General features: G+C 74.0%; 21 protein-coding genes and 1 tRNA gene. 7 read left to right on the plus strand and 15 right to left on the minus strand.

The features are described 5' to 3' along the window. Window positions 1–3: 3 nt before the first annotated feature. The 5 genes from ACFY00_RS21155 to ACFY00_RS21175 all read right to left on the minus strand — a co-directional run bounded on the left by ACFY00_RS21155 (window position 4) and on the right by ACFY00_RS21175 (window position 5,831). Window positions 4–1,005 carry an SMI1/KNR4 family protein gene (locus tag ACFY00_RS21155; protein ID WP_388032960.1) on the minus strand — a complete coding sequence of 334 codons (1,002 nt, stop codon included), beginning with the start codon at window positions 1,003–1,005 and terminating at the stop codon, window positions 4–6. A 133-nt stretch (window positions 1,006–1,138) separates the two neighbouring features. After that, window positions 1,139–2,245 (minus strand): DegT/DnrJ/EryC1/StrS family aminotransferase, encoded by a 1,107-nt coding sequence (locus tag ACFY00_RS21160; protein WP_388032959.1) that lies wholly within the window; start codon window positions 2,243–2,245, stop codon window positions 1,139–1,141. A 193-nt stretch (window positions 2,246–2,438) separates the two neighbouring features. Then, window positions 2,439–3,575: a DegT/DnrJ/EryC1/StrS family aminotransferase gene (locus ACFY00_RS21165; RefSeq protein WP_388032958.1), complete on the minus strand. Its 1,137-nt coding sequence runs from the start codon at window positions 3,573–3,575 to the stop codon at window positions 2,439–2,441. Between the two features lie 103 nt (window positions 3,576–3,678). Next, a complete protein-coding gene (locus ACFY00_RS21170) occupies window positions 3,679–4,662 on the minus strand; it encodes an NAD-dependent epimerase/dehydratase family protein (protein WP_388032957.1) in 984 nt (327 codons plus the stop codon). Continuing rightward, the gene (locus tag ACFY00_RS21175; RefSeq protein WP_388032956.1) at window positions 4,659–5,831 is read right to left on the minus strand and encodes a Gfo/Idh/MocA family protein; all 1,173 of its coding nucleotides are present in this window, start codon (window positions 5,829–5,831) and stop codon (window positions 4,659–4,661) included. Before ACFY00_RS21175 ends, ACFY00_RS21170 begins: the two co-directional genes overlap by 4 nt. 310 nt (window positions 5,832–6,141) lie before the next feature. On the opposite strand from ACFY00_RS21175, the gene ACFY00_RS21180 reads away from it, so the two are divergent. Then, window positions 6,142–6,597: a YwqJ-related putative deaminase gene (locus ACFY00_RS21180; RefSeq protein ID WP_388032955.1), complete on the plus strand. Its 456-nt coding sequence runs from the start codon at window positions 6,142–6,144 to the stop codon at window positions 6,595–6,597. Between the two features lie 124 nt (window positions 6,598–6,721). Then, window positions 6,722–7,186, plus strand: coding sequence for an SUKH-3 domain-containing protein (locus tag ACFY00_RS21185; protein WP_388032954.1), 465 nt, complete (start codon window positions 6,722–6,724; stop codon window positions 7,184–7,186). Between the two features lie 23 nt (window positions 7,187–7,209). Here ACFY00_RS21185 and ACFY00_RS21190 read toward each other — a convergent pair whose 3' ends face one another. Further along, window positions 7,210–8,481 carry a sensor histidine kinase gene (locus ACFY00_RS21190; RefSeq protein WP_388032953.1) on the minus strand — a complete coding sequence of 424 codons (1,272 nt, stop codon included), beginning with the start codon at window positions 8,479–8,481 and terminating at the stop codon, window positions 7,210–7,212. A gap of 206 nt (window positions 8,482–8,687) precedes the next feature. On the opposite strand from ACFY00_RS21190, the gene ppc reads away from it, so the two are divergent. Beyond that, entirely contained in the window at window positions 8,688–11,486 is a 2,799-nt protein-coding gene (gene ppc / locus ACFY00_RS21195) for a phosphoenolpyruvate carboxylase (RefSeq protein WP_388032952.1), read from the plus strand. 77 nt (window positions 11,487–11,563) lie between these two features. Here ppc and ACFY00_RS21200 read toward each other — a convergent pair whose 3' ends face one another. From ACFY00_RS21200 to ACFY00_RS21225, 6 genes are all read right to left on the minus strand, one after another. Then, window positions 11,564–11,788, minus strand: coding sequence for a hypothetical protein (locus ACFY00_RS21200; protein WP_388032951.1), 225 nt, complete (start codon window positions 11,786–11,788; stop codon window positions 11,564–11,566). Between the two features lie 199 nt (window positions 11,789–11,987). Next, on the minus strand, window positions 11,988–12,563 hold the full coding sequence (gene pth, locus ACFY00_RS21205) for an aminoacyl-tRNA hydrolase (protein WP_388032950.1): 576 nt from the start codon (window positions 12,561–12,563) through the stop codon (window positions 11,988–11,990). Between the two features lie 108 nt (window positions 12,564–12,671). Next, window positions 12,672–13,289: a 50S ribosomal protein L25/general stress protein Ctc gene (locus ACFY00_RS21210; protein WP_388032949.1), complete on the minus strand. Its 618-nt coding sequence runs from the start codon at window positions 13,287–13,289 to the stop codon at window positions 12,672–12,674. Between the two features lie 247 nt (window positions 13,290–13,536). After that, window positions 13,537–14,517, minus strand: coding sequence for a ribose-phosphate diphosphokinase (locus ACFY00_RS21215; protein WP_388032948.1), 981 nt, complete (start codon window positions 14,515–14,517; stop codon window positions 13,537–13,539). A gap of 156 nt (window positions 14,518–14,673) precedes the next feature. Then, window positions 14,674–16,119, minus strand: a complete 1,446-nt coding sequence (glmU, locus tag ACFY00_RS21220) for a bifunctional UDP-N-acetylglucosamine diphosphorylase/glucosamine-1-phosphate N-acetyltransferase GlmU (RefSeq protein ID WP_388032947.1) — start codon at window positions 16,117–16,119, stop codon at window positions 14,674–14,676. Window positions 16,120–16,242: 123 nt separating this feature from the next. Next, window positions 16,243–16,313 (minus strand) — tRNA-Gln (locus tag ACFY00_RS21225). A 226-nt stretch (window positions 16,314–16,539) separates the two neighbouring features. Between ACFY00_RS21225 and ACFY00_RS21230 the strand changes: the two genes are divergently transcribed. Genes ACFY00_RS21230 through ACFY00_RS21240 form a run of 3 tightly spaced genes read left to right on the plus strand, consistent with a single transcriptional unit; the run spans window position 16,540 to window position 19,142 of the window. Further along, on the plus strand, window positions 16,540–17,523 hold the full coding sequence (locus tag ACFY00_RS21230) for an acyl-CoA desaturase (RefSeq protein ID WP_388032946.1): 984 nt from the start codon (window positions 16,540–16,542) through the stop codon (window positions 17,521–17,523). Next, window positions 17,520–18,233 carry a TetR family transcriptional regulator gene (locus ACFY00_RS21235; RefSeq protein ID WP_388032945.1) on the plus strand — a complete coding sequence of 238 codons (714 nt, stop codon included), beginning with the start codon at window positions 17,520–17,522 and terminating at the stop codon, window positions 18,231–18,233. The genes ACFY00_RS21230 and ACFY00_RS21235 overlap by 4 nt, the downstream gene beginning before the upstream one ends. A gap of 57 nt (window positions 18,234–18,290) precedes the next feature. Further along, on the plus strand, window positions 18,291–19,142 hold the full coding sequence (locus ACFY00_RS21240; protein WP_388032944.1) for a DMT family transporter: 852 nt from the start codon (window positions 18,291–18,293) through the stop codon (window positions 19,140–19,142). A gap of 15 nt (window positions 19,143–19,157) precedes the next feature. On the opposite strand, the gene ACFY00_RS21245 is transcribed toward ACFY00_RS21240, so the two are convergent. Then, window positions 19,158–19,955, minus strand: coding sequence for a methyltransferase domain-containing protein (locus ACFY00_RS21245; protein ID WP_388032943.1), 798 nt, complete (start codon window positions 19,953–19,955; stop codon window positions 19,158–19,160). Window positions 19,956–20,073: 118 nt separating this feature from the next. On the opposite strand from ACFY00_RS21245, the gene ACFY00_RS21250 reads away from it, so the two are divergent. Beyond that, window positions 20,074–20,568 carry a MarR family winged helix-turn-helix transcriptional regulator gene (locus ACFY00_RS21250; RefSeq protein ID WP_388032942.1) on the plus strand — a complete coding sequence of 165 codons (495 nt, stop codon included), beginning with the start codon at window positions 20,074–20,076 and terminating at the stop codon, window positions 20,566–20,568. A gap of 235 nt (window positions 20,569–20,803) precedes the next feature. On the opposite strand, the gene ACFY00_RS21255 is transcribed toward ACFY00_RS21250, so the two are convergent. Further along, on the minus strand, window positions 20,804–22,345 hold the full coding sequence (locus ACFY00_RS21255; RefSeq protein WP_388032941.1) for a polysaccharide biosynthesis protein: 1,542 nt from the start codon (window positions 22,343–22,345) through the stop codon (window positions 20,804–20,806). 57 nt (window positions 22,346–22,402) lie between these two features. Further along, complete coding sequence (locus tag ACFY00_RS21260; protein ID WP_388032940.1) at window positions 22,403–23,245, minus strand: LuxR C-terminal-related transcriptional regulator; 843 nt, start codon at window positions 23,243–23,245, stop codon at window positions 22,403–22,405. Window positions 23,246–23,459 lie beyond the last annotated feature (214 nt).

Raw genomic sequence — 23,459 nt, forward strand, 5'->3', positions numbered from 1 at the left:
TGGTCAGTTCACCGGGACGGCGCGGGCGAAGCCGCCGTCCACCATGAGTTCGGCGACGGTCTCCAGCTCCGCGGGGCTGCCCGCGAGGCGCAGCAGGAACGCGTCGAAGCTGTCGGCGCAGGGCAGCAGGAGGCGCTGCACGCGCTGCTCGACGGACTCGTCCGAGCCGTCGTCGCGGGCGTCGTCGTGGGGCAGGAAGCCGACCGAGCCGGTGCCCTCGCCGCGGACCTTGACGGTCAGCAGGCCGCCCTGCAGGTAGGCGACGGCGAGGTGGTCCTTGGTGAGGTGGTCGCGCAGGCACTTGTTGGCGTACACCAGGTCCTGGGTGCCGTACTCCTCGCTCAGGGTGAGGAACGGCTGGTCGACCAGCAGGCCGAGGTCCACGTCGAGGGCGACGCCGGCCGGGCCGCGGCCGCCGGTGAGCTTCAGGAAGTCCCGGTAGGCGGTGGGCAGCGGGTGGCCGAGGCGCTGTTCGGCGCGCTGGACGAGGTCCTCGGTGACGACGAGCGGGTCGCCGCCGTCCTTGGCGAGGGCGAAGTGCGCGGGGCGGCGGTCCTGCAGCGGGCGGGTGCCGCGGCGGGTGTGGTCGGCGGTGGAGTTGGCCAGGCCGCCGTGGTGCCGCAGCAGGGCCTTGACCTCGACCGGGACGAGTTCCATCCGGCGCCAGCCCGCGGGGGCGCGGCCGACCACGTGGTGCCACGTCCAGCCGGGCGGGGTGGCGACGGCGCTCTCCAGGTCGGCCCAGAGCTCGTGGCCCTGGGTGTACAGCGCGGCGTTCGCCGACACGTAGTCGGTCAGGCGCAGTTCGTCGACGCCGAAGCCCTCCGGCGGGTCGGCGACCTCGGCGGCGGCGGCCGCGTACGGCGCGAAGTCGGGGTGGCCGTTCTCGTCGACGCGCACGCCCCGGGGGTGCCGCTGGGCCCGGACCGGGTCCGGGAACTGCACCACCTGGCCCGCGTACGCCGCGTTGGGCACGGCGGCGGTGCCGGGCCGACCTGTCGTCATCTGTGGTCCCCCACTGGCAGAAGCCGATTTCCTCGGGGACCAGCGTAGGGCAACGGCCGTTCGCGTTCGGGGCACGGGCCCACCCTGACCGGCGGCCCGGACGGCCGGGGGCCGACCGGGTGCCCGGCGCGGGTCAGCGGCGGCGCAGCGCGGCGGCCAGCGCCTCGGCGACCCGGGCCTGCTGGCCCTCGGTGAGCTGCGGGAACAGCGGCAGGGTGAGCAGTTGCCCGGCGGCCCGCTCGGTGACCGGGAACGCGCCCTCGGCGTACCCGAGGTGCCGGAAGGCGGGCTGCAGGTGCACGGGGACGGGGTAGTGCACGCCCGCGCCGATCCCGGCCTCCTGCAGGGCGGCCAGCACGCCGTCGCGGTCGCGGTCGACCCGCACCGCGTACAGGTGCCAGACGTGCTCGTTGCCGGGCAGGGTGCGCGGCAGGGTGAGGCCGTCCAGGCCGCCGAGCAGTTTGTCGTAGCGTTCGGCGGCGGCCCGGCGGGCCTCGTTCCAGGCGGGCAGGCGGCGGAGCTTGGCGCGCAGCACCACGGCCTGCAGGGTGTCCATCCGGGAGTTGAAGCCGAACTTCTCGTGGACGTACTTGCGGGCCGAGCCGTGGTCGCCGATCAGCCGGACCGCGTCGGCGAGTTCGGCGTCGTCGGTGACCACCGCGCCCGCGTCGCCGTACGCGCCGAGGTTCTTGCCCGGGTAGAAGCTGGTGGCCGAGATCCGCCCCCAGCTGCCGGACGGGCGGCCGTGCCGGGTGGCGCCCTGCGACTGGGCGCCGTCCTCGACCACCGGCAGCCCGTCGGCGACCTCCAGCAGGTGGTCCACCGGGGCGAGTTGGCCGTTGAGGTGGACGGGCAGCAGGGCGACGGCCTGGGTGACCCGGTCGGCGGCCTGCTCGACGTCGATCAGCAGGTGCTCCTCGTCCACGTCCACCAGCACCGGCCGCAGCCCGGCCCGGACCACCGCCTCGGCGGTGGCCACGAAGGTGTTCGCGGGCAGCACCACCCCGCCGCCGGGCTTCAACTCCAGTGCGCGCAGAGCCAGTTCCAGCGCGTCGGTGCCGTTCGCCGTCCCCACCGCGTGCCCCACCCCGGAGAACGCCGCGTACTCCCGCTCGAACGCGGCCACGTCCGGGCCCTTGATGTAGGCCCCGCTCGCCAGCACCGCGTCGAAGCCCGCGCGGACCTCGTCGGCGATCTCGGCGTGCGAGGCGTGCAGGTCGACCAGGGGGATGTTCGTCATGTGGGCAGAACCTTTCGGGGGTAGGGGGGCCTAGGGTCCGTCTTCAAACCCCCGTCGCAGCCCTGCGGTGTCTGGTGCGTGCTCTCGGCGTGCCGGGTGGAAGGCCTCGTACTGGCTGTACTTGGCCTTTCGCCCGGTGCGGCGAGAGGGCGTGCCAGGCATCGTGGGGCAGGCGGGGGTTTGAAGACGGGCCCTAGCGGCCCAGGGCCGCCTTGAGCGCCGAGACGACGTGGTCCTGCTGCGCGTGGGTGAGCGAGTGGTACAGCGGCAGGATCAGCGTCCGCGACGTGATCGTCTCGGTCACCGGGAGCGGCACCCGGGCGGTGCCCTTGTACGGGGCCTCCAGGTGGGCGGCCATGATGCCGCGCCGGGCGGAGACGCCGTCCGCGGCCAGCCGGGCGAGGACCTCGCCGCGGTCGGGGGCGTCCTCGGGGAGCAGCAGCCACAGCGACTGGAAGTTGGAGGTGCCGTGCGCCGGGTCGCCGACCAGCCGGGCGGCGAGTTCCGGGCCGAGCAGGTCCCGGTAGCGGTCGGCGAGTTCGCGGCGGCGGGCGACCATCGCGGGGAGCTTGCCGAGCTGGACCAGGCCGATCGCGGCCTGGACGTCGGTCATCCGGTGGTTGAAGCCGATCTCGTCGTAGGTCTCGACGATGCCGGCCCCGGCCGCCCCGGCGTGCCGGTCGGCGGCCGAGACGCTCATCCCGTGCTCGCGCAGGCGCCGCAGCCGGGCGGCGAGCGCGGCGTCCCGGCAGGTGACCATGCCGCCCTCGCCGGTGGTGAGGAGCTTGCGCGGGTGGAAGGAGTAGGCGGCGATCTCGGCGCCCGCGCCGGCCGGTCGGCCGCGGTAGACGGAGCCGGCGGCGCACGCGGCGTCCTGGACGACGACGGCGCCGCGCGGTTCGACCAGGGCCCGGATCGCGTCCAGGTCGACCGGGACGCCGCCCTGGTCGACGGCGACGACGGCCCGGGTGCGGTCGGTGAGCAGCGGGGCGACGGTGTCGGGGGTGAGGTTGCCGGTGGCCGGGTCGACGTCCGCGAAGACCGGGGTGGCGCCGACGTAGGTGACGGCGTTGGCGGTGGCGATGAAGGACAGCGAGGGCACCACGACCTCGTCGCCGGGGCCGACGCCCGCGCCGATCATCGCCAGGTGCAGGGCGGTGGTGCAGGAGGAGACCGCGACGGCGTGCGGGACGCCGAGGTGCTCGGCGAACGCCCGCTCGAAGGCGGCCACCCGGGGGCCCTGCGCGACCCAGCCGGAGCGGACCGCCTCGGCGGCGGCCTCGGCCTCCTCGTCGCCGAGCCAGGGGACCATGACGGGGATGGTGGACACGGTGGTGCTCCTTCGCATCGCGCAGGGTGGGCGGCCGCGCCCGTGGACGGTTCACCCCCGCCCGGGCGCGGCCGGCTCCCGCGGGCGTCCTGCGCGCTGCGCGCTAGCTCTGCTCGCGCCACCAGGCGACGAGCTTGCGCAGCCCGTCCTCCAGCCCGAGTTCGGGCTTCCAGCCGAGGTCGCGCTCGGCCGCGGAGATGTCGGCGAGCCGCCGGACCACGCCGCCCGCGGTGTCGCGGGCCGGGCCGTGCTCGACGTCGAGGTCGGAGTCCATGGCGGTGAGCAGGGCGTCGGCGAGGCCGCGCAGCGAGACCTCGGTGCCGGAGGCGATGTTGTAGACCCGGTCGGTGACGGGGGCGGCGGCGGCCAGCAGGTTGGCCCGGGCGATGTCCTCGGTGTAGACGAAGTCCATGGTCTGGGCGCCGTCGCCGAAGATCAGCGGAGGCTGCCCGGCGGCGATCCGCTCCATCCAGCGGATGAAGACCTCGGTGTAGCGGCCGTGCACGTCCATCCGGGGGCCGTACACGTTGAAGTAGCGCAGGGCGACGTAGTCGAGGCCGTGCATGGCGTGGAAGCTGCGCAGCAGGCCCTCGTTGAAGACCTTGGCGGCCCCGTACAGGGTGTCGTTGTGGTACGGGTGCTGGGTCTCGGGCGTGGGGAAGGTGTCCGCCAGGCCGTAGACCGAGGCGGTGGAGGAGGCGACCACCTTGCGCACGCCGGTCTCCGCGGCGGCCTCGACCACGTCGAAGGTGCCGTCGACCATGACCTCCAGGGCGAGCCGGGGTTCGGCGGCGCACTGGGTGATCCGGATCGCGGCGAGGTGGAACAGCAGGTCGGTGCCGGTGCCGAGCAGTTCGCGCAGCAGGGCGCGGTCGCGGATGTCGCCGTCGACGACCCGCAGCTGCCCGGGGGCGGCGAGTTCGCGGGCGCGGGCCAGGTTGGCGGTGCGGCCGCGGACGAAGTTGTCGAGGACGACGACCTCGCGGGCCCCGGCCTCGACCAGCTGGTCGACGACGGTGGAGCCGATGGTTCCGGCGCCGCCGGTGACCAGGCAGCGGGAGCCCTCGAGGGGGACGGCGGCGTTCATCGGGCGGCGGCCTTCTGTTCGGCGGTGCGGTGGCGGGTGATCGGCCCGGCGTCGGCGGCGGTGTCCACGGGGACGGTCGCGCCGCCGAGTTCGAGGCTGCGGGAGGCGGCGTGCAGCAGGCGCAGCACGCGCAGTCCGGCGCGGCCGTCGGTGAGCGGGGCGCGGCCCTCGGTGATGGCGGCGGCGAACTCGCCCATGACGTTGCGCAGCGCCTCCTGCTCGACCAGGGCGGGGGCGACCACGTCGCCGACCCGGTAGGAGATCAGGGCGCGGTGCCGGATGGCGTCGGTGAGTTCGTCGGGCGGGGTGAGGTCGACGCCGCGGTCGTGGACGGCGAGCCGGGCCTGCGGGTTGAGGTCGTCCCAGACCAGGGTGCGGCGGGAGCCGCCGATCAGGGTGGTGCGGACCTTGGTCGGGGAGAGCCAGTTGACGTGGCAGTGGGCGAGCGCGCCGTTGGACAGGCGCAGCGTCAGGTAGGCCACGCAGGCCCGTCCGGCGCCGATCGGGTCGGCGGCCTGGGCGCTGACGCCGACGGGTTCGACGCCCGGCGGCAGCACGAAGTCGAGGATGGACAGGTCGTGCGGGGCGAGGTCCCACAGCACGTCGACGTCGGGCTGGACCAGCCCGAGGTTGATCCGCACCGAGTCGAAGAACTGGACGTCGCCGATCTCGCCGCCGTGCACGAGCTCGCGGATCCGGCGCACCACCGGCGTGTAGCAGAAGGTGTGGTCGCACATCAGGACGAGGCCGCGCTCCTCGGCGAGGGCGACCAGGTCGGCGGCCTCCTCGACGGTGGTGGTGATCGGCTTCTCGACCAGGACGTGCTTGCCCGCCTCCAGGGCGGCCCGGGCCAGCCGGTGGTGCGCCCCGGCGGGGGTGGCGATGGCCACCGCCTGGACCCGCTCGTCGGCGAGCACCTGCGCGTACGAGGTGGTGGCGGCGACCGTGGAGTACTCGCCGAGGACCCTGCGGGAGCGCTGTTCGTCGAGGTCGCACAGCCAGTGCAGCCGCAGGGCGGCGGTCTGCTGCGCGTTGCGGACCAGGTTCGGTCCCCAGTACCCGGCGCCGACGACGGCCAGGCCGATCCGCCGGTCGGGCGGGCGTTCGGTGCTGCCCGGTGTGGGCACGTGTTCCCCGGGCGCCTCGTGCGCCACGACGTTCGACCCCATCGCAAGACCCCCCTTGCCGCCGCGTCGCTCGAACGGTACCGGCCCGGCCGGGCCCATCGGGTCACAATCGGCAAAACCGGTGAAGGCCAGCAGGGGCGCGTGCGGCGGGAGTTCGGCCCTCCGTACACCTCCGCACGCCCCGTGTCCGTACCCCGGCGCGGCGCGGCCCGAATCGGTTTGGCAGGCTGGATGCTCTCGGGTGAGGATCCCCTGTCAGTGGGGTTCGCTACCCTGCGTGATCCACCGTCCGTCAGCAGACCCCCGGCAGCGGAGAACTGCCGGCGCACCGCACCGATGCCGAGGAGCAGTCATGGACCAGTCGGGCCCGCCGCCCGTGCTGCGGCACCAGCGCGACAGCCTGCTGCCCGCGGTCGCGGCCGCGCTGTCGCTGCGCGGCGGCGAGGTGCACACGCTGGCCGGGGAGAAGTCGGAGCCGGCGCCGATGCTGCACCCGCTGGTCGGCGAGTTCCTGGCGGGGCTGCCGGTGGAGAAGCGCGAGCGCTTCGTGGGCCGCTGCCCGGAGGCGGCGCTGCTGTCCCAGTACCTGGGGCAGGTCGACGCGTCCCGCTCGAAGCGGGCCGCGCGCAAGCCGATGACGGTGCAGGAGGCCCGCAAGGCGCTCAAGGGGGCCCGGATGACCACGCTGCGGATCCGCGAGGAGGGCGACCCGGCGCACGGCACGCACGCGCCGCCGTGCCGCTCCTGCGCCCCGCTGCTGGAGCACCTGAACGTGGCCAGCGTCGCGGTCGGCCCGCCCGGCCGCTGAGCGCGCCGCCGCCGAGCGCGCGCCCGCACGCGCCTCCGCCGCGCACCCCGCCCCCGTCCCCGCACTCCCGGAGCACGCCCTGAACGCCAGCACCGTCCGCACCCAGCCCCGGTTCCCGGCCGACGTGGCCGCCGCCCTCAAGCAGGCCGGCTGGCACCCCGGCCGCTGGGAGATCCGGCAGGCCGAGCAGTGGGCCGACGCCCTGGTCGCGTACGGCGGCCCGCAGGAGCCGCAGCACGCGGTGTTCCCGGCCGCGATCGAGGCCTGGGCGGAGTTCGGCGGCCTGGCCTTCGACGTCCCGGGCGCGGGCGCCACCCTGGCCCGCACCCCGTTCCTGCTCGACCCGCGCTGCGGCCTGCACGCCCCGCGCACCCTGGCCGACCTCGGCCGCGCCCTCGACACCCGGCTGGCCCCGCTGGGCGAGGAGCTGTACGGGCAGGCGCTGCTGGCGATCGACGAGCAGGGCCGGGTGTACAGCCTCGACCACACCGGCGAGTGGTACCTGGGCGCCAGCGTGGACCGGGCGATCGGCACCCTGGTGCTCGGCCACGCCCCGCACCGGCTGCGCACCGCGTCCGACCCCGGCTGACGCCCGCCCGGCCCGGCGCCGCGTCAGGCCGGGGGCGCCACCGCGCGCCGCAGCCGGGACGGCAGCACCGCCTCCACCCGGAACCCGCCGTCCCCCTCCGGCCCGGCGTGGAACGCCCCGCCGAGCGCCACCACCCGCTCGCGCATGCCCACCAGCCCGTTGCCCCCGCTGGGCAGCGCCACCGGCACCGCCGCCCCGCCCGGGCACTCGTTCACCACCGACACCCGCACCCCGTTGGGCACGTACGCCAGCAGCACCGAGACCCGGGCCCCGCCCGCGTACTTGTGCGCGTTGGTCAGGCCCTCCTGCACCACCCGGTACGCGGTCTGCTCGGCCTCGGCGACGTACGCCCGGCGCTCGCCGCTGACCGTCAGCGACACCGCCATGCCCGCCACCCGGGACTGCTCGACCAGCTCCGGCAGTTCGGCCAGGCCGCCGACCGGGGCCTCCACCTGCTCCTGCGGCTCGGTCATCCGCAGCACGCCGAGGATCTCCCGCAGCTCGTCCAGCGCCTGCCGTCCGGTCTCGCCGATCAGCTGGGCCGACTGCTGGGCCCTCGCCGGGTCCTTGGGGACGATCCGCTCCACCGCGGCGGCGTGCACCACCATCAGGCTGACCCGGTGCGCGACCACGTCGTGCATCTCCCGGGCGATCCGGGTGCGCTCCTCGGCCCGGGCCCGCCAGGCCCGTTCCCTGGCCTGCTCGGCCAGCAGCGTCAGCTCGGTCTCCAGGCCCTGGGCCCGGTCCTTCAGCGACTCCACCAGGCGGCGCCGCGCCCCCACGTACAGGCCGGTCACCATCGGGGCGACGGCCATGCCGACCGCGACGAAGGCCGCGATCAGCACGAACACCCAGGTCGGCGGGAGCGGTTCGGCGGGCGGGGCCTTCGTGGGCGCCGTCATCGCGAACAGCACCATGCCGAAGGTCTCCACCGTCGCGACCGCCGACAGCACCACCACCCGGGCCCGGCGCGAGGGCCACTCCCAGGTCGCGGCGAGCGTGTACAGCGAGACCACCAGCAGCATCACGCCGAAGAAGCCCGGCACGAACACCAGCGCCACCACCACCGGCACCACCGGCCACCGCCGCCGCACCACCAGCGACGCCCCGGCCAGCGCCCCCAGCACCACGCACACCACCGTGACGGGCGTCCCCCAGTGCAGCCGGTCCCGGAGCAGCCCGTACGCGCCGACGGCGCACTCCAGCCCCGAGGCCACCGCCAGGCCCACGTCCAGCACCGCGCTGCGCCTGCGCGCCCACCACCACACGCCGTCCCCCGCCGGCTTCTCACTCATGACCGACACGATACGCAAGCGGCCCCGGCGGCCGGACCCCCGGCGCAGCCCGGTGCCCCGACCTGTCCGCCATCCGGCCACCTCTCCGTCCTGGCACCGCGTGCCACCTATGCTGTTGCCCGTCGGACAGCGCGGTCCGCACCCGTCACCCGCACCGCGGTGATGTCAGAGCCGTTGCCGAACCCCACCACCACAGGGAGACAGCCGTGACCGCTCCGGTCCCCACTCCGGCGGACAGCCCCTCCGTGATCGCCGACGCGGACGACAACGCCGCGCTGCGGGCGGACATCCGCCGGCTCGGCGATCTGCTCGGGGAGACCCTGGTGCGCCAGGAGGGCCCCGAACTGCTGGGCCTGGTCGAGCAGGTCCGCCTGCTGAGCCGCACCGACGGCGAGGCGACGGCCCAGCTGCTGGCCGAGATCGACCTGGACACCGCCGCGAAGCTGGTGCGCGCCTTCTCGACCTACTTCCACCTGGCCAACGTCACCGAGCAGGTGCACCGCGGCCGGGAGTTCGCCTCCCGCCGGGCCCGCGAGGGCTCGCTGCTGTCGCAGACCATGGACCAGCTGAAGGACGCCGACCCGAAGCACCTGGCCGACACCCTGGCCAACCTCGCGGTCCGCCCGGTCTTCACCGCGCACCCCACCGAGGCGGCCCGCCGCTCGGTGCTGAACAAGCTGCGCCGGGTCGGCGAGCTGCTGGAGCGCATCCACCGCGAGCAGGCCGCCACCGGCCGGGTCGACAGCGCCCGGCAGACCTCCGCCCGCCGCCAGGCCGACCGCCGCCTGGCCGAGGTGATCGACCTGCTGTGGCAGACCGACGAGCTGCGGATCGCCCGCCCGGAGCCCACCGACGAGGCCCGCAACGCCGTCTACTACCTGGACGAGCTGTACCGCGACGCCGTCCCGGAGGTGCTGGAGGAGCTGCACGAGGAGCTGGCCCGGGTCGGCCTGACGCTGCCCGAGGGCGTGCGCCCGCTGACCTTCGGCACCTGGATCGGCGGCGACCGCGACGGCAACCCGAACGTCACCCCGCGGGTCACCTGGGACGTCCTCAACCTGCAGCACGAGTACGGCATCAAGGACGCCCTGGAGGCGATCGACGACCTGCGCGCCTCGCTCTCCACCTCGGTCCGCCTGGCCGGGGCCTCGGAGGAGCTGCTGGCCTCGCTGGACGCCGACCTGACCCACCTGCCGGAGCTGAGCCCGCGCTACAAGCGGATGAACGCCGAGGAGCCGTACCGGCTGAAGGCCACCTGCATCCGGATCAAGCTGGAGAACACCCGCGACCGGCTGGCCGCCGGGACGCCGCCCACCCCGGGCCGCGACTACGTCGGCACCCGCGACCTGATCGCCGACCTGCGGCTGATCCAGGACTCGCTGCGCGCCCACCGCGGCGGCCTGATCGCCGACGGCCGCCTGGCCCGGGCGATCCGCACCATCGAGGCGTTCGGCCTGCAGCTGGCCACCATGGACGTGCGCGAGCACGCCGAGGCGCACCACCACGCGCTGGGCCAGCTCTTCGACCGGCTCGGCGAGGAGGCGTGGCGCTACACCGACATGCCGCGCGAGTACCGCCAGCGCCTGCTGTCCAAGGAGATGCGCTCGCGCCGCCCGCTGGCCCCGACCCCGGCGCCGCTGGACGCCGCGGGCGCCAAGACGCTGGGCGTGTTCACCACCATCCGCGAGGGCTTCGAGCGCTTCGGCGACGAGATCGTCGAGTCGTACATCATCTCGATGTGCCAGGGCGCCGACGACGTGTTCGCGGCCGCGGTGCTGGCCCGCGAGGCCGGCCTGATCGACCTGCACGCGGGCATCGCCAAGATCGGCATCGTGCCGCTGCTGGAGACCACCGACGAGCTCCAGGAGGCCGACCGGATCCTGGACGAGATGCTCTCCGACCCCTCCTACCGGCTGCTGGTGTCGCTGCGCGGCGACGTCCAGGAGGTCATGCTCGGCTACTCGGACTCCTCCAAGTTCGGCGGCATCACCACCTCGCAGTGGGAGATCCACCGCGCCCAGCGCCGGCTGCGCGACGTCGCGCACCGCTACGGCATCCGGCTGCGGCTCTTCCACGGCCGCGGCGGCACCGTCGGCCGCGGCGGCGGCCCCTCGCACGAGGCGATCCTGGCCCAGCCGTGGGGCACCCTGGAGGGCGAGATCAAGGTCACCGAGCAGGGCGAGGTGATCAGCGACAAGTACCTGCTGCCCTCGCTGGCCCGGGAGAACCTGGAGCTGACCCTCTCCGCCACGCTGGCCGCCTCCGCGCTGCACACCGCGCCCCGCCAGGCCCCCGAGGAGCTGGCCCGCTGGGACGCCGCGATGGACCGGGTCTCCGAGGCCGCGCACACCGCGTACCGCGCCCTGGTCGAGCAGGAGGACCTGCCGAAGTACTTCTTCGCCGCGACCCCGGTCGACCAGCTGGCCTCGCTGCACCTGGGCTCCCGCCCGTCCCGCCGCCCCGACAGCGGCGCGGGCCTGGACGGCCTGCGGGCCATCCCGTGGGTGTTCGGCTGGACGCAGTCCCGGCAGATCGTGCCCGGCTGGTACGGCGTGGGCTCCGGCCTGGCGGCGGCCCGCGCGGCCGGGCTGTCGGACGTGCTCGACGAGATGCACGGCAACTGGCACTTCTTCCGCAACTTCCTGTCCAACGTCGCCATGACGCTGGCCAAGACCGACCTGCGGATCGCCCGCCACTACGTCGAGCAGCTCGTCCCGGCCGAACTGCACCACATCTTCGACCAGATCGTCGCCGAGCACGACCTCACCCTGCGCGAGGTGCTGCGGCTGACCGGCGAGTCGGAGCTGCTGGAGCACAATCCGGTCCTCAAGCAGACCTTCACCGTGCGCGACGCCTACCTCGACCCGATCTCCTACCTGCAGGTCGCGCTGCTGCGCCGCCAGCGCGAGGAGGTCGCGGCCGGCCGCCCGGAGGACCCGCTGCGCGCCCGCGCGCTGCTGCTCACCGTGAACGGCATCGCGGCGGGCCTGCGCAACACCGGCTGACCCGCCCCGACGGCACGGCGGCCCGCCCCCTCGCTCGGACGAGGGGGCGGGCCGCCGCCGTCGCTCCTACCGGCCGTTCAGGCCTTCCTGCGCTTGCGCAGCCAGGCGGCCGCCCCGCCCGCCACCACCACCAGGCCGCCGCCCACCGCGTACACGCCGGCCGAGCCGACGGAGCCGGTGGGCGGGGCGAGCCGGGCCGCGGCGGGCTCCGGGGCGGGGCTGGCTTCGGCGGCCGCGGCGACCCCGGCGGTCCAACCCCCGGCGGCCAGGCACAGGACGGTGCCTCCGACGACCTTGCCCACGCGCTTCGACCGGATCACGGTCCATACCCCCATAGACGGCACTTCAATCCTTGCTGTACCGGTCCTGACGCTATCGGATCCGTCGGCGTTTCTGACCCCAGGTCAGCTTCCACCGGGCAAGCGTTGCATGAACGTTGTGTACGGAGGGTGGTCGAATCCGGTGCCGCCGCGGCACCAGGTGCCAAGTGGAGGCGGGGGTTCAGGAGTTGTAGTTCTGCTGGGCCCGTTCCAGGCCGTCCGAGAGCAGCGCCTCGACGGCGTCGGCGGCCCGGTCGACGAACCAGTCCAGGTCCTTGCGCTCGGTGGAGGAGAAGTCCTTGAGCACGAAGTCGGCGACCTCCATCCGGCCGGGCGGGCGGCCGATGCCGCAGCGGACCCGGTGGTAGTCGGGGCCGAGCGACTTGGTGATCGACTTGAGGCCGTTGTGGCCGTTGTCCCCGCCGCCGGCCTTCAGCCGCAACGCCGCGTAGTCGAGGTCGAGTTCGTCGTGGACGGCGACGATCGCCGAGGTCGGGACCTTGTAGAAGTCGCGCAGCGCGGTGACCGGGCCGCCCGAGAGGTTCATGAAGCTCATCGGCTCGGCGAGCACGACCCGCTTGCCCGCCAGCCGCCCCTCGGCGACCTGGGCGCGGCTCTTGTGGGCCTTGAACCTGGCGCCGATGCGCTGGGCCAGCAGCTCGACCACCATGAAGCCGATGTTGTGCCGGTTGCGGGCGTACTCCTTGCCCGGGTTGCCGAGGCCCACCACCAGCCAGGGGCCGTCGTACTCGCTCATGCCGCTCCTCACGCGGGTGTTCTCCGTACCGTCACATCATCCCGGACACGCCGCTGCCCCGGCCGTCCGCGCGCGGGGCGGGACGGCCGGGGCAGCGAAGGGGCGCGATCAGGCCTCGACGGCCTCGTCGGCGGCGGCCTCGGCGGCACCCTCAGCAGCGGCCTCCTCGGTCTCACTGGCCTCGGGGGCCTGGGCGCCGATGACCTGCAGCACGACGGCGTCGGCCTCGACGGCCAGGGTCGTGCCGGAGGGCAGGGTGATGTCGCCGGCGGTGATGGAGGCGCCGGCCTCCAGGCCCTCGATCGAGACGGTGACCGACTCGGGCAGGTGGGTGGCCTCGGCCTCGACCGGGAGGGCGTTCAGCACGTTCTCGATCAGGTTGCCGCCGGGGGCCAGCTCGCCCTCGGTGTGGACCGGGATCTCGACGGTGACCTTCTCGCCGCGCTTGACCAGCAGCAGGTCGACGTGCTCGATGGAGCGCTTGATGGCCTCGCGCTGCACGGCCTTCGGCAGCACGTACTCGTCCTTGCCCTCGATCGGGACGACCAGCAGGGCGTTCGGGGTCTTGAGGGCCATCATCAGGTCGTGGCCGGGCAGGTTCAGGTGCACCGGGGTGTGGCCGTGGCCGTACACGACACCGGGGACGAAGCCGGCGCGGCGGGCGCGGCGGGCGGCACCCTTGCCGAACTCGGTGCGGGCTTCGGCGGCAAGGCGGATCTCGGACACGACTGCACTCCTCGTGAAGCGAAGGGGTGCAGGAACGACAGAACCGCCGGGCCACACCCTCATGTACGTAATGGGGGACGCTCGGCGGTTCGATCAAGGCGCATCGTTCTCGCGCGTCGATCACGGAGCACCGAATGGGCATCCCTCGCCGAGCAGTCTCCCAAGACTAACCGGGGGGTGGCGCGGACGTGAAATCGGCCCCCGGCTCCGTGACGGAGCCGGGGGCCGATCGAGGGGTGGGACGGGGTCAGTGCACGCCCTCGAAGAGGCTGGTGACCGAGCCGTCCTCGAACACCTCGCGCACCGCGGCGGCGATCGACGGGGCGATCGACAGCGTGGTGATCTTGTCCAGCTGGAGCTGGGCCGGGGTCGGCAGGGTGTTGGTGAAGACGAACTCGCTGACCCGGGAGTTCTTCAGCCGGTCCGCGGCGGGCCCGGAGAGCACGCCGTGGGTGGCGGCGACCAGGACGTCGGAGGCCCCGGCGTCGAACAGCGCGTCGGCGGCGGCGCAGATGGTGCCCGCGGTGTCGATCATGTCGTCGACCAGGACGCAGACCCGGTCCCTGACGTCACCGACCACCTCGGCGGACATGATGGTGTTGGCCTGCGACATGTCGCGGCGCTTGTGGATGATCGCCAGCGGGGCGCCGAGGCGGTCGCACCACTGGTCGGCGACCTTCACCCGGCCCGCGTCCGGGGAGACGACGGTCAGCTTGGAGCGGTCCGGGACGCGGGCGCCGATGTAGTCGGCCAGCATCGGCAGCGCGAACAGGTGGTCCACCGGGCCGTCGAAGAAGCCCTGGATCTGCGCGGTGTGCAGGTCCACGGCCATCAGCCGGTCGGCCCCGGCCTGGCGCAGCAGGTCGGCGATCAGGCGGGCCGAGATGGGCTCGCGACCGAGGTGCTTCTTGTCCTGCCGGGCGTAGCCGTAGAACGGGAGGATCGCGGTGATGCTGCGGGCCGACGCGCGCTTGAGCGCGTCGATCATGATCAGCTGCTCCATGATCCACTGGTTGATCGGAGCCGTGTGGCTCTGGATCACGAAGCAGTCCGCGCCGCGGGCGGAGTCCAGGAACCGGACGTAGATCTCGCCGTTGGCGAAGTCCAGGGCCTTGGTCGGGACGAGTTCGGTGCCCAGCTCGCGGGCGACCTCCTCGGCAAGTTCGGGGTGGGCACGGCCGGAAAAGAGTTTGAGCTTCTTCTCACCGGAGGTCGTGATCCCGCTCACTGCACCGTCTCCTCGATGTATTGCCACTCTGGGTGAGTACGCCGAGGCACGGCCGAACAGGCCCGATGGCGCACGTATGTACTTCAGGTTACGCGCCCCGCTGCCGGACCGGTGGCCGGGGACCACTCCTCAAGATCCCCGGCCGCCCCCTCCGGACTACTGCGCCCCACCCGCCTCGGCGGCCGCGCGGGCGGAGGCCGAACCCGGCCGCTTCCGCTCAACCCAGCCCGCGATGTTGCGCTGCTGGGCCCGCGCGACGCCCAGCGAACCGGCCGGGACGTCGTTGGTGATCACCGATCCGGCGGCCGTGTAGGCGCCGTCGCCCACCGTCACCGGGGCGATGAACATGTTGTCGGAACCCGTGCGGCAGTGGGCCCCGATGACCGTGCGGTGCTTGTTCACCCCGTCGTAGTTGACTGTGACGGACGCCGCACCGACGTTGGTGCCCTCGCCGATCGTCGCGTCCCCGATGTACGACAGGTGCGGGACCTTCGCCCCCTCGCCGAGCTCCGAGTTCTTGATCTCGACGTAGGTGCCGGCCTTCGCCCCCCGGGCCAGCGTCGTGCCGGGCCGCAGGTACGCGTACGGGCCGACGCTGGCCTCCGGGCCGATCTCGGCGCGCTCGGCCGTGGTGTTGCTCACACGGGCGCCCGCGCCGACCGCGGTGGCGGTCAGCGTGGTGTTCGGGCCGACCTCGCAGCCCTCGCCGAGGTGGCTGGCGCCGCGCAGCTGGGTGTTCGGGTGGACCAGCGCGTCCGGCTCGTAGGTCACCTGCACGTCGAACCAGGTGGAGGCCGGGTCGACCACGGTGACCCCGGCCCGCATCGCGTCCTCCAGCAGCCGGTCGTTGAGCAGCCGGCGGGCCTCGGCCAGCTGCACCCGGTCGTTGATGCCGACGATCTCCCGGTGGTCGGCGGCCACCACCGCGCCGACCCGGTGGCCCTCGCGGCGCAGGATCTCCAGGGTGTCGGTCAGGTACTCCTCACCCTGCACGTTGTCGGTGCCGACCAGCGACAGGGCCAGCGCCAGCAGCTTGGCGTCGAAGGCGAACACCCCGGAGTTGATCTCGTCCACGGCCAACTGCTCGGCGGTGGCGTCCTTGTGCTCGACGATCGCGGCGACCGCGCCGTCCGGGCCGCGCAGGATCCGGCCGTAGCCGGTCGGGTCGGGGACCCGGGCGGTCAGCACGGTGACGCCGTTGCCCTGCTCGGCGTGGGCGGCGGCCAGCGCGGCCAGGGTGGCGCCGGTGAGCAGCGGGGCGTCGCCGGTGGTGACCAGCACGGTGCCGTCCAGCTCCACGCCGTCGGCGGCCAGCGCCCGCAGCGCGGTGCGCACGGCGTGGCCGGTGCCGTTCTGCTCGCTCTGCACGACCGGGCGGGCGGCCGGGTAGTGCTCGGCCAGGTGCGCCTGGACCAGCTCGCGCAGGTGGCCGACCACCACGACCAGCTGAGCGGGCGTCAACTCCTGGGCCGCGCTGACCGCGTGGCCCACCAGGGAGCGCCCGCAGATCTCGTGCAGCACCTTCGGCAGGGCCCTGGACTTCATCCGGGTGCCGCCCCCGGCGGCGAGCACGATCACGGCGGCGGGCTGGTTGGCACTCACGCGGGGAGACTCCTCGGTCGATGCGGATGGAGGGCGCACCGAGGATACCGAGAGAAAAGGAACGGAAACCGTCCGAAACGGTCGGGGCGGCCCGAAACCGGCAGGCCGGGGCTCCGCGAAGGGCTCCGCCGCTAGGATTCGAACCCAGACAAAGGCCTCCAAAGGGCCCTGTGCTGCCATTACACCACGGCGGAAAGGGCGCGTCGCGCGCCCAGCACAGCCTACGGGTTGACGGCCCGTAGCTCCACCACCTTCCGCGAAGGCACACGAACGACGCCGCGCGAACGGCGCGCCGACCGGCGGGCGAACAGTGCGACACACCCGTGCGGGCCTCTTCCGCTTGCCCGGCGGCGTTACCTACGATGCCGTAAGTTACGGAAACGTAGGTACCAGCTCCTCCCCCTCACCCAAGGGAGCGCCATGACCATCCAGACCGGGCAGGCGCCGCCGCGCGCCGCCGAGGACGAACCCACCACCGCCGAGCGCAGCGCCACCGGACTGTCCGCCACCAGGGGCGGCGAGAAGCAGGGCGCGCTGGAGCGCACCACCCTGGCCCTGTTCATCGCCGTGCCGTTCCTGGCCCTGCTCGCCGCCGTCCCGCTGGCCTGGGGCCGGGGCCTGTCCTGGCTGGACGCCGGGCTCGCCGTCGGCATGTACTTCCTCACCTGCCACGGCATCACCGTCGGCTACCACCGCTACTTCACCCACGGCGCGTTCAAGGCCAACCGCCCGCTGCGCGTGGGCCTGGCGGTGCTCGGCTCGCTGGCCGTCGAGGGCCCGCTGGTGCGCTGGGTCGCCGACCACCGCAAGCACCACCGCTACTCCGACAAGGACGGCGACCCGCACTCGCCGTGGCGCTACGGCGAGAGCCTGCCCGCCCTGCTCAAGGGCCTGTGGTGGGCGCACATGGGCTGGATGTTCGACGAGGAGCAGACCCCGCAGCTCACCTACGCGCCCGACCTGGTCCGCGACCCGGCCATAAGGCGCGTCTCCCGGCTGTTCTGGCTGTGGACGCTGATCTCGCTCGGCCTGCCCCCGCTGGTCGGCGGCCTGGCCACCTGGAGCTGGCAGGGCGCGCTGAGCGCCTTCTTCTGGGGCTCGCTGGTCCGGGTCGCGCTGCTGCACCACGTCACCTGGTCGATCAACTCGATCTGCCACGCGGTGGGTTCGCGGCCCTTCAAGTCCCGCGACCGCTCCGGCAACGTCTGGTGGCTGGCCGTGCTGTCCTGCGGCGAGTCCTGGCACAACCTGCACCACGCCGACCCCACCTCGGCCCGGCACGGCGTGCTCCGCGGGCAGGTCGACTCCTCCGCCCGGGTCATCCGCTGGTTCGAGCGGGCGGGCTGGGCGCACGACGTCCGCTGGCCCGGCGCGGAGCGGATCGCCGCCCGCCGCGCCGCATGACCCGGCGCCTACAGCATGATGGAGGGGTGAACGGGACCAACGGAGACAGCGCCGGCCATCGGCAGCCCCCGCGCCGCGGCGGGGGCAAGGGCAGCGGCCGGGTGCGGATGACCGGCAAGCAGCGCCGCGAGCAGCTGCTGGAGATCGGCCGGACGGTCTTCGCCGAACGCGGCTACGACGGCACCTCGGTCGAGGAGATCGCCGAGCGCGCCGGGGTCTCCAAGCCCGTCGTGTACGAGCACTTCGGCGGCAAGGAGGGCCTGTACGCGGTGGTGGTCGACCGCGAGATGCAGCTGCTGCTCGACATGGTCACCGGCGCCCTCACCGGCGGGCACTCCCGCGAGCTGCTGGAGCAGGCCGCGTTCGCGCTGATGGACTACATCGACACCTCCACCGACGGCTTCAAGATCCTCGTCCGGGACTCGCCGGTGGCCCAGTCCACCGGCTCGTTCGCCTCGCTGATCGGCGACATCGCCACCCAGGTCGAGGACATCCTCGGGCTGGAGTTCAAGTCCCGGGGCTTCGACGCCAGGCTGGCGCCGATGTACTCGCAGATGCTGGTCGGCATGGTGGCGCTGACCGGCCAGTGGTGGCTGGAGGTCCGCAAGCCCGCCAAGGCGGAGGTCGCCGCCCACCTGGTCAACCTCGCCTGGCACGGCCTGGAGGGCCTGGAGCGGCACCCCAAGCTGGTCGGCGAGCGCAAGAACTGACACCGACCGGCCCGGCCCCGCACCGAGGCCCGGGCCGCCCCCGCGACAGGAGCACCCGTGGCGGTCTTCCTGCTGTCCCTCGGCGCCGCCTGCTGCCTGGGCGCCGGATTCGTCCTGCAGCAGCACGCCGCCCAGCGCGCGCCCAGCGGCGACCTGCTGCGCTGGCGGCTGCTGCTCGACCTGATGCGGATGCCCGACTGGCTGCTCGGCATCGCCTTCATGATCGGCGGCCAGGCGCTCTCCGCGCTGGCCCTCAGCCAGGGCGAAGTCGCCCTGGTCGAACCGCTGCTGGCCACCAACCTGGTCTGGGCGATGCTGCTGGCCCGCCGGATCACCGGCACCCGGCTGGGCCGCGCCGGCTGGATCGGCGTCGCCCTGATCGCCCTCGGCGTCACCGCGTTCATCGCCGCCGGACAGCCTCGGGGCGGCGGCCCGGCGGCCGGACCGCTGCGCTACTGGCTGGTCTTCGGGATCGTCTCCGGCCTGGCCCTGCTGCTGGTCACGGTGGCCCGCCGCCTGCCGCTGTTCGAGGAGGCCACCCTGCTGGCGCTGGCCGCCGGGCTGCTCTACGGCCTGCAGGACGCGCTCACCCGCACCACCTTCGACCGGATCGACCGAGACGGGGCGGCGGCCGCGCTGGTCTCCTGGCCGCCGTACACCGTGGTCGGGCTGGGCGTGATCGGCCTGCTGCTGGTGCAGTCCGCGTTCGAGGCCGCGCCGCTGCGGATGTCGCTGCCCGCCCTCACCGCGGCCCAGCCGCTGGCCGGGATCGCCTGCGCGGTCGGCTTCCTCGGCGACCGGCTGCGCCTCACCCCGGGGGCGCTGGCCTGGCAGAGCGCCGGGCTGGCCGCGATCGTGGTCGGCGTGGTGGTGCTGGGGCGCCACCCGGCGCTGCCCGGCGCCAAGTGACGCGCCGTCAGCGCCTCACCGCTTGACCGCCACCGCGAAGACCCGGCGGAACGGGAACAGCGTGCCGTGCTCGGTGGCCGGGTACGCCGCGCGCAGCAGCGCCCCGTACTCGGCCAGGAACTCGGCGCGCTCCCGCTCCTCGGGCAGCCGGTCCAGCACCGGGCGCAGGGTGGAGCCCTTGACCCACTCCAGCACCGGGTCGGGGCCCGGCAGCACCATCGTGTACGTGCTCTCCCAGACGTCCGCGGTGCAGCCCGCCGCCATCAACGTCCGTGCGTAGCGCTCCGGTTGGTGGCAGGAGGCGTCCGGGCGGACGGTGCCCAGCCGCTCGCGCCAGTGCGGGGCGCGGCGCAGTTCGGCGAGCAGGGTGTGGCTGGGGGCGGCGAAGTTGCCGGGCAGCTGGAAGGCGATCACCCCGCCGGGGCGCAGTGCGGCCGCCCAGCGCGGCAACAGGTCCAGGTGGTCGGCGGTGTCGGTGTCCATCCAGTGCAGGGCGGCGTTGGAGGCGATCAGGTCGGGCCGCTCGGGCGCCGGGTCGTACTGCGTGACGTCCTGCTGCCGGTACACGGCGGTGGGTTCGCCGTCGGCGCCGCGGGCCTTCGCCAGCAGCTCGGGCGAGGAGTCCAGGCCGAGCAGCCGGGCGTCCGGCCAGCGGCGGCGCAGCGCGGCGGTGGAGTTGCCCGGGCCGCAGCCGAGGTCGAGCACGGTGGGGGCGGGCGGCAGCTCCGGGACGCGGGCGAGCAGGTCCTCGAAGGGGCGGTTCCGCAGGTCGGCGTAGCGGAGGTACTGGTCGGCGTCCCAGTGGGCGGGCATGGTGCGGCTCCCGAAAGTATCTCGACATCAAGATATCTCTGTAACGACGAGACTCCCTTTGTTATCTCTTGATGTCAAGAGACTTCACATCGACACACCCCCCGATACACTGATCGACATGGAGGACGAGGTCGACCGGCTGGTCGCAGCATGGCGCCGAGAGCGCCCCGACCTCGACGTGGAACCGCTTGAGGTCCTCAGTCGGGTGAGTCGGCTCGCCCGCCACCTCGACCGCGCCCGCCGCACCGCCTTCGCCGAGCACGGCCTCGAACCCTGGGAGTTCGACGTCCTCACCGCCCTGCGCCGGGCCGGCTCCCCCTACCAGCTCTCCCCCGGCCAGCTCCTCACCCAGACCCTGGTCACCTCCGGCACCATGACCAACCGGATCGACCGCCTCACCGCCAAGGGCCTGGTCGTGCGCCTCCCCGACCCCGACGACCGCCGCGGCGTCCTGGTCCGCCTCACCGACGCCGGCCGCGACAAGGCCGACCAGGCCCTGGCCGGCCTCCTCGCCCACGAACGCGAGATCCTCGCCCAGCTCGCCCCCGCCCAGCAGACCGAACTCGCCGCCCTGCTCCGCAACCTGGTGGCCCCCTTCGACCGCAGCAGCTGAGAGGCCCCGCACGAGGGCCCCGTCACGAGGGCCCCATCAGGGGCCCGGGGAACGGCGGGCACGGGTCTGCTCACGGTGCACTGCCGGAGCGCGCGTCGGCTTCGGGTTCTGTCACCGCGGCCCGAAGCAGCACGGACCTCCGGTGGGCTCCGGCCAGCAGCAGCTCGGACTCGCCGTTCCCCGAGCCCCTGAATACGCATCCCGCCGTTCCTCCCGAGCCCCTGACGGGACTCCCCTAGAAACCGTCCGGGTACGGGGTCGCGAGGGCCGGGGTCCTGGCGTGGGCGGTCTGGTAGCCGGGGAGCAGCGCCGCCAGGCGGTCGCGGACCTCGGGGTCGGAGTTGACGGTGGCCGCGCCGTAGAGGCCGGTGAGGCCGCCGGCCAGGTCCTCGGGGACGGTGGCGTGGTCGGCGACGGTGGCGAAGATCCGGGGGTGGGCGGTGGGGAGGCGCTCCTCGCTGTCGGAGAACAGCGCCTCGTTGAGCTTCTCCCCGGCCCGCAGGCCGGTGTAGCGGATCTCCACCTCGTCCGCGCCCAGCTGCACCTGTTCGGCGAAGTTGTGGACCAGGTCGACGATCCGGACCGGCTCGCCCATGTCGAGGACGAACACCTCGCCGCCCTCGGCCATCCGTCCGGCCTCCAGGACCAGGCCGACGGCCTCCTCGATGGTCATGAAGAAGCGGGTGACGTCGGGGTGGGTGACCGTCACCGGGCCGCCGCTGCGCAACTGCTCCTCCAGCACCGACAGCAGCGAGCCGCGCGAGCCGAGGACGTTGCCGAAGCGGACGGCGGTGAAGACGCCGGTGCCCAGGTTGCGGGCGTCGCGGGCGTTGGCCTGGACGATCAGCTCGGCCAGCCGCTTGCTCGCGCCCAGCACCGAGGTCGGGTCGGCGGCCTTGTCGGTGGAGATCAGCACGAAGCGTTCGACGCCGGTGGCCAGCGCCGCCTCGACCAGGTGGTCGGTGCCCAGCACGTTGGACTTCACCGCCTCGCTGGGGTGGCGCTCCAGCAGCGGGAGGTGCTTGTGCGCGGCGGCGTGGAAGACCACGTCGGGGCGCAGGTCGCGGAAGATCTGCTGGATCCGGGGGCGGTCCCGGATGTCGGCGATCACCAGGGACTCGTCGGTGAGCAGCGCCTCGCCCCAGATGTCGAGCTGCAGCCGGTGCAGGTTGGACTCGTCGTGGTCGAGCATGTAGAGCGCGGCGGGCCCGAACGCCTGGACCTGCCGGCACAGTTCGCTGCCGATCGAACCACCGGCGCCGGTGACCAGGACCCGGCGGCCCTCGATGACGGTGCGGACGTCCGGGGAGACCACGTGGACCTCGTGCCGGCCGATCAGCCGGTTGACGTCCAGGGTGCGCATGTCGGAGCCGACCACCTCGCGGCGCAGCGCGGACAGGAAGGACGGCAGGTAACGGACGGACGCACCGGCCGCGGCCGCGGCGGTGGCGAGCTCGCGCACCCGCTGGTGCGGGAGGCCGGGGATGGCGAGGACCACCACCTGGGCGGCGTGGGTGAGGGCCAGGTCGGTGAGGTCGGCGAGCGGGCCGAGGACGGGGCTGCCGGAGACGTCCAGCCCGGCCTTGGCCGGATCGTCGTCCAGGACGCCGACCGGATGGAGGCCGAAGTCCGGGGTCCGGTCCAGGTCGCGGACCAGCGCGGTCCCGGCGGCGCCGCCCCCGACGACCAGGGTGCGCAGGCCGGGCGAACCGGCCCGCTGGGCGGGCAGCGGGATGCGGGCCCGGTACGGGCGTGCGGCAGTGGGGTGCGGCGACATCTGACCTCCGGTCTACCTGACTCACGGAGTGGAACGTGCGGAAGGGCGCGGGCTCGTTCAGCCCGGGCCGGGGCCTGCGGCAGAGGCGACGGTCGGCGGAGGGACGGGGGCGGTGGCCGGGGCGGGCGCGGCGGGCGGCCCGGGCGGTTCCAGGGGGGCGACCCCGGCCCGGCGGGCGACCGCGACCGCCGCCAGCGTGGAGTGCACCCCCAGCTTGCCCAGGACGTTCTGCATGTGGGTGCGGACGGTGTGCGGGGAGAGGAACAGCCGCTCCGCGACGGCCTGCCGGCCGAGACCGGCCACCATGCAGCGCAGCACCTCCTCCTCGCGGGGGGTGAGCGCGGCCACCAGCCGCTCGCTCTCCGAGCGGTCCCGGCGGGCCGAGGTCAGTTCGCGGACCACACCGGTGAGCAGCGCGGGCGGCAGGTGCGTCTCGTCGCGCCGGACGCCGCGCACCACCGCCATCAGCGCGCCGAGCGAACTCTCGCGCGCCACCCAGCCGTTGGCCCCGGCCTGCAGGGCGCGGGCGGCCCGCTGCGGGTCGTCCGCGGCGGCCAGCAGGACGGCCCGCACCTGCGGGTGGGCCCGCCGGATCCGGGCCACCAGGGCGATCCCGTCGGTCAGCGGCGGCTGCCCGCCGGGGGGCTGCGGGGCCCGCCGGGGCACCGGCACGGCGGCCGGGCCGCGGGGCGGCGGCACCGGCACGACGCCCAGGTCGACGTCGACCAGCACCACGTCGTACGGGCGGTGCTCGCCCGCCGCGCGCTCCAGTGCCCGTTCGGCCGCCGCCGCGCTGCCCGCCGCCCCGACGTCCACGTCGGGTTCGGCGGCCAGCGCCGTGGCGAGCGCCTCGGCGAAGATCCGGTGGCCGTCGACCACCAGGACGCGTGTACGCCCCATTCGTCCTTGCCCCCCTGCTCGTGGGCCGACCCCCACCGGTCCCTCACTCAGCCTACGGGCGCCTGCCCGCACGGCGTGGGGGTTTGGTGAAGTTCCTGTACACAGGGTCTTCGACGGTGGGGGTCGGGTCGGGGTGGGGTGCTGGTCAGGCGCGGTGGGCGAGGGTGAACTCCCAGGCGTCGGCGACGATCCGGTCGAGTTCGGGGCGCTTGGG

It is taken from the genome of Kitasatospora sp. NPDC001540, from assembly GCF_042894345.1.
GTDB lineage: Bacteria > Actinomycetota > Actinomycetes > Streptomycetales > Streptomycetaceae > Kitasatospora > Kitasatospora phosalacinea_C.

Coding starts and splice junctions, on each gene's coding strand:
- ACFY00_RS21250 (WP_388032942.1), top strand. CDS start 20,074: ATGGAGGACGAGGTCGACCGGCTGGTCGCAGCATGGCGCCGAGAGCGC.
- ACFY00_RS21235 (WP_388032945.1), top strand. CDS start 17,520: ATGACCCGGCGCCTACAGCATGATGGAGGGGTGAACGGGACCAACGGA.
- ACFY00_RS21160 (WP_388032959.1), bottom strand. CDS start 2,245: ATGACGAACATCCCCCTGGTCGACCTGCACGCCTCGCACGCCGAGATC.
- ACFY00_RS21190 (WP_388032953.1), bottom strand. CDS start 8,481: ATGAGTGAGAAGCCGGCGGGGGACGGCGTGTGGTGGTGGGCGCGCAGG.
- ACFY00_RS21170 (WP_388032957.1), bottom strand. CDS start 4,662: ATGAACGCCGCCGTCCCCCTCGAGGGCTCCCGCTGCCTGGTCACCGGC.
- ACFY00_RS21260 (WP_388032940.1), bottom strand. CDS start 23,245: ATGGGGCGTACACGCGTCCTGGTGGTCGACGGCCACCGGATCTTCGCC.
- pth (WP_388032950.1), bottom strand. CDS start 12,563: ATGAGCGAGTACGACGGCCCCTGGCTGGTGGTGGGCCTCGGCAACCCG.
- ACFY00_RS21175 (WP_388032956.1), bottom strand. CDS start 5,831: ATGGGGTCGAACGTCGTGGCGCACGAGGCGCCCGGGGAACACGTGCCC.
- ACFY00_RS21255 (WP_388032941.1), bottom strand. CDS start 22,345: ATGTCGCCGCACCCCACTGCCGCACGCCCGTACCGGGCCCGCATCCCG.
- ACFY00_RS21245 (WP_388032943.1), bottom strand. CDS start 19,955: ATGCCCGCCCACTGGGACGCCGACCAGTACCTCCGCTACGCCGACCTG.
- ACFY00_RS21180 (WP_388032955.1), top strand. CDS start 6,142: ATGGACCAGTCGGGCCCGCCGCCCGTGCTGCGGCACCAGCGCGACAGC.
- ACFY00_RS21155 (WP_388032960.1), bottom strand. CDS start 1,005: ATGACGACAGGTCGGCCCGGCACCGCCGCCGTGCCCAACGCGGCGTAC.
- ACFY00_RS21230 (WP_388032946.1), top strand. CDS start 16,540: ATGACCATCCAGACCGGGCAGGCGCCGCCGCGCGCCGCCGAGGACGAA.